General features: G+C 47.4%; 7 protein-coding genes. 5 read left to right on the forward strand and 2 right to left on the reverse strand.

Annotated features, from left to right (window positions below):
- Positions 1-988: RagB/SusD family nutrient uptake outer membrane protein (locus VIM72_RS25615; protein WP_332005668.1), on the forward strand; the 988-nt coding region annotated here is incomplete at its 5' end.
- A gap of 119 nt (positions 989-1,107) precedes the next feature.
- Here the strand turns inward: VIM72_RS25615 and VIM72_RS25620 are convergent.
- Positions 1,108-3,477 (reverse strand): ABC transporter permease, encoded by a 2,370-nt coding sequence (locus VIM72_RS25620; RefSeq protein WP_332005669.1) that lies wholly within the window; start codon positions 3,475-3,477, stop codon positions 1,108-1,110.
- Between the two features lie 216 nt (positions 3,478-3,693).
- Here VIM72_RS25620 and VIM72_RS25625 point away from each other — a divergent pair, with 216 nt between their 5' ends.
- The 4 genes from VIM72_RS25625 to VIM72_RS25640 are packed head-to-tail and all read left to right on the forward strand — an operon-like array spanning position 3,694 to position 8,196.
- Complete coding sequence (locus VIM72_RS25625; protein ID WP_332005670.1) at positions 3,694-6,171, forward strand: PIG-L family deacetylase; 2,478 nt, start codon at positions 3,694-3,696, stop codon at positions 6,169-6,171.
- A gap of 13 nt (positions 6,172-6,184) precedes the next feature.
- Positions 6,185-6,361, forward strand: coding sequence for a hypothetical protein (locus tag VIM72_RS25630; RefSeq protein ID WP_332005671.1), 177 nt, complete (start codon positions 6,185-6,187; stop codon positions 6,359-6,361).
- A gap of 3 nt (positions 6,362-6,364) precedes the next feature.
- Positions 6,365-6,493: a hypothetical protein gene (locus VIM72_RS25635; RefSeq protein WP_332005672.1), complete on the forward strand. Its 129-nt coding sequence runs from the start codon at positions 6,365-6,367 to the stop codon at positions 6,491-6,493.
- Positions 6,490-8,196 carry a sodium:solute symporter gene (locus VIM72_RS25640; protein ID WP_332005673.1) on the forward strand — a complete coding sequence of 569 codons (1,707 nt, stop codon included), beginning with the start codon at positions 6,490-6,492 and terminating at the stop codon, positions 8,194-8,196. Before VIM72_RS25635 ends, VIM72_RS25640 begins: the two co-directional genes overlap by 4 nt.
- 106 nt (positions 8,197-8,302) lie before the next feature.
- Here the strand turns inward: VIM72_RS25640 and VIM72_RS25645 are convergent.
- On the reverse strand, positions 8,303-8,747 hold a 445-nt coding region (locus VIM72_RS25645), incomplete at its 5' end, for a hypothetical protein (RefSeq protein WP_332005674.1).

Raw genomic sequence — 8,747 nt, forward strand, 5'->3', positions numbered from 1 at the left:
CTTTGATATAGCGCGCATGTTCGCGCAACCGTATAACTATACGCCGGGCGCTACACATATGGGCATTCCCATTGTAACGGTAACGAATGTAGATTCGGTGCAATCGCCCTCCCGCAGCAGTATGAAAGATACTTATGCGCAGATTATCAGCGATCTCACAGCGGCTATCTCCAGGTTTGAAGAAAGCAAAAGCGCTGAATTCTCTTCCGGACGGATCAATATCTACTCTGCAAAAGCATTGTTGTCCAGGATCCTCTTATACAAGGAAGACTGGCAGGGCGCAGCCAGATACGCCGGCGATGTGATACAATCCAATAAATATGCGTTGCTGCCCAACGAAAAACTGGTGAGCGATTTCAAGATCACCAATAACAATGAAACTGTTTTTGAGATCATCAATACAGCGGTGGATAACCGCAATACAGATGGATTAAGTTATATGTTCAGCCAGGACGGATATGGCGATGTATTGGCCACCAATAACATTTACAATATCTACCAGGCTACAGATGTAAGAAGGGATTTTCTGCAGAAAGGAAAACGCTCCGGCAACGGAGGCGAAGATCCGGCGAACATCATCACCAAATACAAAGATGTAAGCACGTTTACAGAAAGTATTAAAGTGATGCGACTGGCGGAAGTATATCTTATTCATGCAGAAGCAGCAGCACACCTTGGAAGCAACACGGAAGCACAGGCTGACCTGCAGGTGATAACACAACGCGCCGATCATAATGCCCCGCCGGTAACGGCTACAGGGCCGGCACTCCTGGATGCGATCCTGCTGGAACGGAGAAAGGAACTGGCTTTTGAAGGGCACCGGCTGTTCGATTTAACCAGAACAAAACGTTCATTCACCAAATTCCTGGCGAGTGACAAAACGATACCGGTATCGTGGCCAAGTACGAAAGTTATTTTGCCCATACCACAAAGAGAACTGGATGCTAACCCCAACATACGCAACCAGCAGAACGAAGGTTACAATTAAATCTAAACCGCCTTTGTTAATAATTGGTTTTTGCTTAGAGATAGCTGGTTGGATTTTTGCTTATGAGAAAAAAAGTCCCGGTGGTTCTTCACCGGGGCTTTTTTATTTAAACATGACAACTATTCTGATTTCAGGCTCTTCACCGGGTTGGCTAATGCCGCTTTTACCGATTGAAAACTGATGGTAAGAAAAGTAAGCAGGATCACCACAACGCCAGCCACCAAAAATACGCCTGCATTGAGATGAATACTGTAGGCAAAGCCCTTCAGCCATTGCGTGGTAGCCCACCATGCCACGGGAAAAGCAATCACCATAGCAATCAGTATCAGCCGCAGGAAATCCTTCGACAGCATCATTACAATAGTACCCACCGTAGCGCCCAGTACTTTCCTGATACTGATCTCCTTATTTCTCCGCTGCGCAGTAAAGGCTGCCAGTCCGAATAATCCCAGGCAGGAGATGAGGATAGCCAGCCCTGCGAAGTACCTCGACAACTGCGATACCTGGCTTTCCGCTTTGTATAAAGTCTGGTATCTTTCGTCCAGGAACTGGTAGTCGAATGAGAAGCCCGGGTTTATTTGTGCATATATCTCCTGCAGTTTTGCAACCACTGCTTTCTCACTGCCGGTTTCCACCTTCACCATAAACCGGCGGGTGCCTTGCGGGTTCAGCATAAAGAACAGCGGTTTTACTGTTTCATGAAGCGATTCGAAGTGGAAATCTTTTGCTACGCCGCCTATGCGCATTTTCTCTCCCCACAATTCCACCTCTTTGCCAATAGGATCTTTCATCCCCATGAATTTAATGGCAGCTTCATTAAAAATAAGCATGGAACTATCCGCGCCAAAGTCGCGCGAAAACTCCCTGCCTTCTTTTATTTTTATATCCAATGTTTTCAACAGGTCATAGTTTACAGGCACTACTTCAAATTCGGTTTTATCTTTCTGATCTTTCCCCGGCCATATCACATCGGAGGTTCCACTCGCGTGCCCTGTAAAACCATGCCCCATATCAGAGGCGTTGGTAACGCCGGGTATCTCTTTTACCTGGGAAAGAAAGCGGTCGTGCACCACATCATCATTCAGTTTTCCTTCCCTGAAAAAAGTGATAATATGCGCTTTTTCATATCCCAGGTTTTTTGTCTGGATATAACTGATCTGCCGGTAAATAACGAGTACGGCTACAATTAATATAATAGAGAGGGAAAACTGGAATACTACCAATCCCTTTCGCACAAATAATTCGCCTGCCGATCCCCTGATCTTCCCTTTCAATACAGTTACAGGTTTAAAGCCCGACAAATGAAACGCCGGGTAACTGCCGGCTATCAGACCGGTGAACAACGTGATGCCAAGCGTAGTTAGTATCAGCGATACACCAGGATGTAACAGTGAAAGTTGTTTACCTGTAATATTATTGAATACGGGAAGAAACAGTACCACCATTAAAACAGCCAGCAGCAGGGAGCCAAAAGCCATCACCATAGATTCGCCGAGATATTGCAGGATTAATGCACCACGACCGGCGCCCATCGCTTTTTTAATGCCTACTTCCTTCGCTCTTCCGGATGCTTTCGCGGTAGAAAGGTTCATAAAATTAATACAGGCAATTACCAGGATGAAGATGGCAACGAGGGAAAACAGGCGTACATAGTCTATTCTGCCACCTACCTGTATACCGTTTTCATAACGGCCATACAGGTAATTTTCTGAATACCGTTGGATGAAGGGGGTACGGTAAGTAATTTCATTATTGGTTTTAAGTTTGATGTAATTGGCAATTTTTGCATTGAACTTATCGATGTTTGTACCGGGCTTTAAAACCAGGAAAGTATTAAAGCCGGTATTGCCCCATTCATCAGCGTTGCGTTTCACCATTTCAAGCGAGCGCACAGGCAAAACAAAATCGAACTGTTCAGACGATGCTGGTCCCGGTGATGTAAACACGCCGGAAACCACATATTGTTCCTCATGCTGGAAGTCGACCATTTTACCAATCACATTGTCAGACGAGCCAAACAGGTTTTTTGCCAGCACATCAGACAACACAATAGAGGCAGGGTCTTTCAGCACCTGGTCTGCGTTTCCACTGATCAGCCCATAAGAGAACATCTTAAAGAAATCTTTATCGGCATATTTCCCGTTGGTTTTTATATTCTTTTCATTTTTTACAGAGAGCGTGGCTTCGCGAACGGGACTTACATAGGCTGCATATTCCACTTCCGGCATGTCCTTTACCAGGGCTTCGGCCATAGGTACCGGAGATGATTTTGCTGTCCAGATGCCGCTTGCCTGCACCCTGTTTTCCAGCACCTGGAAAAGCGTAGCGTCGTTCTTATGAAATTTGTCGATGTGCAGTTCATCCTGCACCCAGATATAGATCATGAGCGCGCAGGCGAGCCCGGTAGACAATCCAATTAAATTAAGAAAGGCAAAGCGGCGATCTTTGATGAGATTGCGCCAGGCAAGCTTAAAGTAGTTTTTCAGCATAGTAAAGATTGTGTTGTATCCCTGTTACCAAAGGCGATGCCATTGCCCGGAGCTTCTATAAATCAAATTACTGAATATTTATAATATATTTAAATTGTTCGGTTTTGATACAAATGGCGTTCATATACGTACCCGGGCATACGCTCATCATATTTTATCTTTCCTGCCACCAATTAATTATTACTTTTGGCAATCTGTAAATTCACGAATCATCAAATGTTTATAAGACGATCTACCGCACTGGTTATAATTTTACTGGCAGTATGGGGTTTACCCGCATTGGCGCAACCTTCGCCTGTATGGAACGCCGCTGATATAAAACTGCAACTGAAGAAGCTGGATACGCTTGGAAGTGTATTATACATTGCCGCCCATCCTGATGATGAAAACACCCGTTTGCTTGGCTACCTGGCAAAGGAAAAGCTGTATCGCACAGGCTACCTGTCGCTCACCCGCGGCGATGGCGGACAAAACCTGGTAGGGAATGAACAGTCCGAGTTACTGGGGCTGATCCGTACACAGGAGTTACTGGCAGCACGCCGTATTGACGGAGCCGAACAATTTTTTACCCGTGCCCAGGACTTCGGGTTCTCTAAAAATCCGCAGGAAACATTTACCATCTGGAACAGGGAGCAGATTTTGGGAGATGTAGTATATATGATCCGTAAATTCCAGCCGGATGTGATCATTTGCCGCTTCCCGGCTGATAGTCGCGCCGGGCACGGGCATCACACCGCGTCAGCTATGCTGGCGGAAGAAGCCTACAGCGCTGCCGCTGATCCCAAACGTTTCCCCGAACAGTTGAAACTGGTAAGACCCTGGCAGGCAAAACGGATCCTTTGGAATACCTTCAGCTTTGGTAATGTAAACACTACATCAGACGACCAGTTCAAAATAGATGTAGGCGCCTTTAACCCGTTACTTGGAAAAGGTTTTGGGGAGATAGCCGCTGAAAGCCGCTCCCAGCATAAGAGCCAGGGATTTGGCGTAGCCGCTTCCCGTGGCAGCTCACAGGAATATTTTCTTACCATCAAAGGCAACACGCCTAAAAGGAGTTTACTGGACGATATCAATACCAGCTGGACAAGAGTGCCCGGTGGCGATAAAATTGGCGCACTGGTAGATGCAGCGCTGGCGGCATATGATATGGAAAACCCTGCCGCCTCTGTACCGGCACTGCTGGAAATACGCAGCGCCATCCAGGCATTGCCCGATGGCTACTGGCGTAATCTGAAACTAAAAGAAACAGAACAACTGATTTACGCCTGCGCCGGTCTGTGGGCGGAAGCCTACAGCACATCGCCTACTGTAGTGCCAGGCACCAGCATGGAAGCTACAGTGCAACTGATCAACAGGGGCCCGGTAAAAATTACGCTCGATAAAATAGAACTGCCCGGCAATACCAATATAGGAGAGCAGCAACCACTGGCCTTCAATAAATTTACCAGCATTTCCCAAACGCTGCAGGTGCCGGCCAATACGCCGGAATCGCAGCCCTACTGGCTGGCAGAGGCACATCCCGTTGGCACTTACATTATCAACGATCCGTTGCTGGTAGGCAACCCGGAAAATATTCCTGCATTGCAGGCACAGATCCATCTTACCATCGGTGGCCAATCCTTTACCATTGCACGCCCGCTGCAATATAAATATACAGACCCTGTTAAAGGAGAGCTGTACCAGCCATTGGTAATAGCGCCGCCAGTAGTAGCAGAGCTCAGCAACCAGGTATATATTTTCACAGATGCCAAAGCCCAGTCCGTACCGGTGAAGCTCCGGGCAATGGCCGATAATATACAGGGAACCGTGCGGCTGCAGTTACCCGCAGGGTTCAGCGACGGCAACAGCCAGCCTTTCAGCCTCAAGCAAAAAGGAGATGAGATAGCGCTGCGCTTTGACATCAAACCTGTAAAAGGGGTAGCAGAAAATCATGCGGATACATTTACCGTAGTGATGAGCTGTAACGGTAAGGAATATACGCAAAGCCTGCAGCAGATCCGCTATGATCATATCCCGCTGATCACGCTGTTCCCACCGGCACAGGCCAGGCTGGTATCCGTAAACCTGAAACATAATGGCAACCGTCTCGGATATATCCCCGGCGCCGGTGATATGGTGGCGTCATCGCTGCGCCAGGTAGGGTACGACGTCACCGAACTGGGAGAGAAGGAGATCATGAGCGGCAACCTGCAACAATATGATGCTATCATCACTGGTGTACGTGCCTATAACGTAAACGCACGTATGAAATACTGGCAGCCCAAACTGATGGAATATGTGAACAACGGCGGCAAGCTGGTGATCCAGTATAATGTAAATGGCCCGCTGGTAACAACAGACCTGGGGCCTTATCCGTTCAGTTTGTCGCGCGACAGGGTAACGGATGAAAATGCGCCGGTTACCTTCAACGATCCGAAAGACCCGGTGCTGCATTATCCCAACGAAATTACTGCAGCGGATTTTAACGGCTGGGTACAGGAGCGTGGACTGTATTACACTACCAATGCCGATAAAGCCTACAAAAAGCCTTTCAGCATGAACGACAAAGGCGAATCGCCGCTCAGCGGATCCACGTTGGTAGCGCATTATGGCAAAGGATGCTATGTGTACACCGGCTTATCCTTTTTCAGGCAGCTGCCTGCCGGCGTGCCGGGAGCATACCGTTTATTTGTAAACCTGATTTCTGTAAAATAGTGGCTGTAAGATAATGAGCAAGAAACATCAAGAAAACCGTCCCAGGCTGAAGATCGCCGCCGGCTTGTGTATTATCCTTGGCCTGCTGATCGGGTTTACGATCAAGCGTGTACAGGTGGGATTGATCATTGGTATTGCGTTGGGGCTGTTAACAAGCAGTATGTGGACTAAAAGCAATTCAAACGATTAGATTATGGCAGATAACCTGCAGGAAGAAAAACCTCCCTTGTTTCCATCATGGGGATGGTGGTATGTATTGGTAATAGCCTGGCTGCTGTTACTGATCATACTCTTCTACTCATTCACCAAAACATTTTCATGAGCCTTTTAGATTGGATGGTACTCGTTGGTACCCTCACTGTAATCATATGCTATGGCGTCTGGAAAAGCCGTGGCCAGCGAAACATGGAAAGTTATTTCCTGGATAACCAGTCTATGCCCTGGTATATCATCCTGCTGTCCATTATTGGTACCCAGGCCAGTGCCGTTACCTTTATCTCTGCGCCGGGCCAGGCCTATACAGACGGGATGCGCTTTGTGCAATATTACTTCGGATTGCCCCTGGCGATGGTAGTGCTCTGTATCACGTTTGTACCTATCTTCCATAAACTGAAAGTATATACAGCCTATGAATTCCTGGAGCAGCGCTTTGATCTGAAAACGCGTACCCTTGCCTCGTCGCTGTTCCTTATACAACGGGGATTATCGACCGGCATCAGCATTTGTGCGCCTTCTATCATCTTATCTTCCTTACTTGGCTGGAATCTTTACTGGACAAATATGATCATGGGTGGTCTGCTGATCATTTACACGGTAGCCGGCGGTACCCGCGCAGTGGCGTATACACAAACTTTCCAGCTCACTATTATTTTCGGTGGCATGTTCCTGGCAGGATGGATGGTAGTGCACCTGTTACCTGCAGACATAGGGCTAAAGCAGGCTTTGCAGGTATCCGGCAAAATGGATAAGCTGAATGTGATTGTTACAAAATTCGACTGGAAAGACAAATACAATATATGGAGCGGCGTGATAGGGGGCTTCTTCCTGGCGCTGTCGTATTTTGGTACGGACCAGTCGCAGGTAGGCCGTTACCTTACCGCCAAGTCGGTGAAGGAAAGCCGTATGGGCCTGCTGATGAACGGTCTTGTAAAAGTGCCCATGCAATTCCTGATCATGCTGATAGGCGCGCTGGTGTTTGTATTTTACCTGTATTTCCGTGCGCCTATTTTCTTTAACGAAGCGCAACTGGCAAGGATACATAAAACAGAACAGGGACCTGCATTAGTGAAACTGGAAGACCGGTACAATGAACTGGGGGCCCTGAAACAGCAGCAGGTAAAGGATCTGGCGGCAGCGTTGGAAACAGATAACAGCGCCCGCATTGCTGTTGCAAAAAAAGCGTTGCAGCAAACGGATGATCAGTCGCAGCAGGTAAGAACCGAAGCGTTGTCGCTCATCAAGGATGCCGATCCGACAGCAGATACAAACGACACCAATTATATATTCCTTCATTTCGTGGTGAACAGTTTACCCAAAGGGTTGGTGGGGCTGCTGATTGCCATCATCTTCCTGGCAGCCTGGGGCAGTATTGCCGCCGCATTGAATTCGCTGGCGTCTACCACTGTGATTGATGTGTACAAGCGGCTGTATAACGCGCATGCTACGGAAGAACATTACCTCAAAATATCAAAGCTATGGACTTTGATCTGGGGGGTATTCTGCATTGTAGTGGCGCAGTTTGCCGGTAGTCTTGGCAGTTTGATAGAAGTAGTGAATGTACTGGGTTCCTGGTTTTACGGGGTAATACTCGGTATTTTCCTGGTTGCTTTTTACATGAAGCGGGTAGGGGGCGCTGCTACTTTCTGGGCGGCCATTATCGCCGAAGTGGCGGTGCTGGTGATCTACTGGACGGGAACTGTATCTTTCCTCTGGCTCAATGCCATTGGCTGCCTCCTGGTGTTGTTACTAGGTTGGATCTTCCAGTACTTTGTAAATACGCGGAGTTTGTCTGACTCAGGATTATGATGATTTCGCTGATTACACTGATTTTATATTTTGAATTTTTTGTTGTAATTAGTTATTTTTTATGTTGACCCACCCCGGGTTTCACGAACCTACAACTCTTAAAAATTCATCTGCGACGCTCTCTCCAAAGCTTTACCAGCGAGGTAGGATTAATATCAAACTGCCGGTAAGTATCGGGAATAAACGTGCTATTGGTGTGGTGCAATAAAATATCCACGAAAGTTGGCGACAATCCTTTTATAAAAGGACTAAGCAGCCTGGCCAGCCAGCCAGGCGTGTAACGGATTCTTGTATGGTTATTTTTATTGACCAGGTATATAAATTCGGTTGTGGTCATTTCCTCGCAACCGGATAATTCATAGGTCCCCGGATTTCCCTTAACAAGTGAAGACAGCACTGCATCGGCTACATCACCACGATAAACCGGGTGCATTTTTTCCTGGCCCGAGCCAATAACCTGAACAGGTTTATTATGCTGCGGCATAAACAACACATCGATCCTTGAAGGCTCATGAGGCGAGTCAACAATAAATGGGCATCGGAATATTACC

Source organism: Chitinophaga sp. (assembly GCF_036569185.1).
In the GTDB taxonomy this organism is placed as follows: Bacteria; Bacteroidota; Bacteroidia; order Chitinophagales; family Chitinophagaceae; genus Chitinophaga.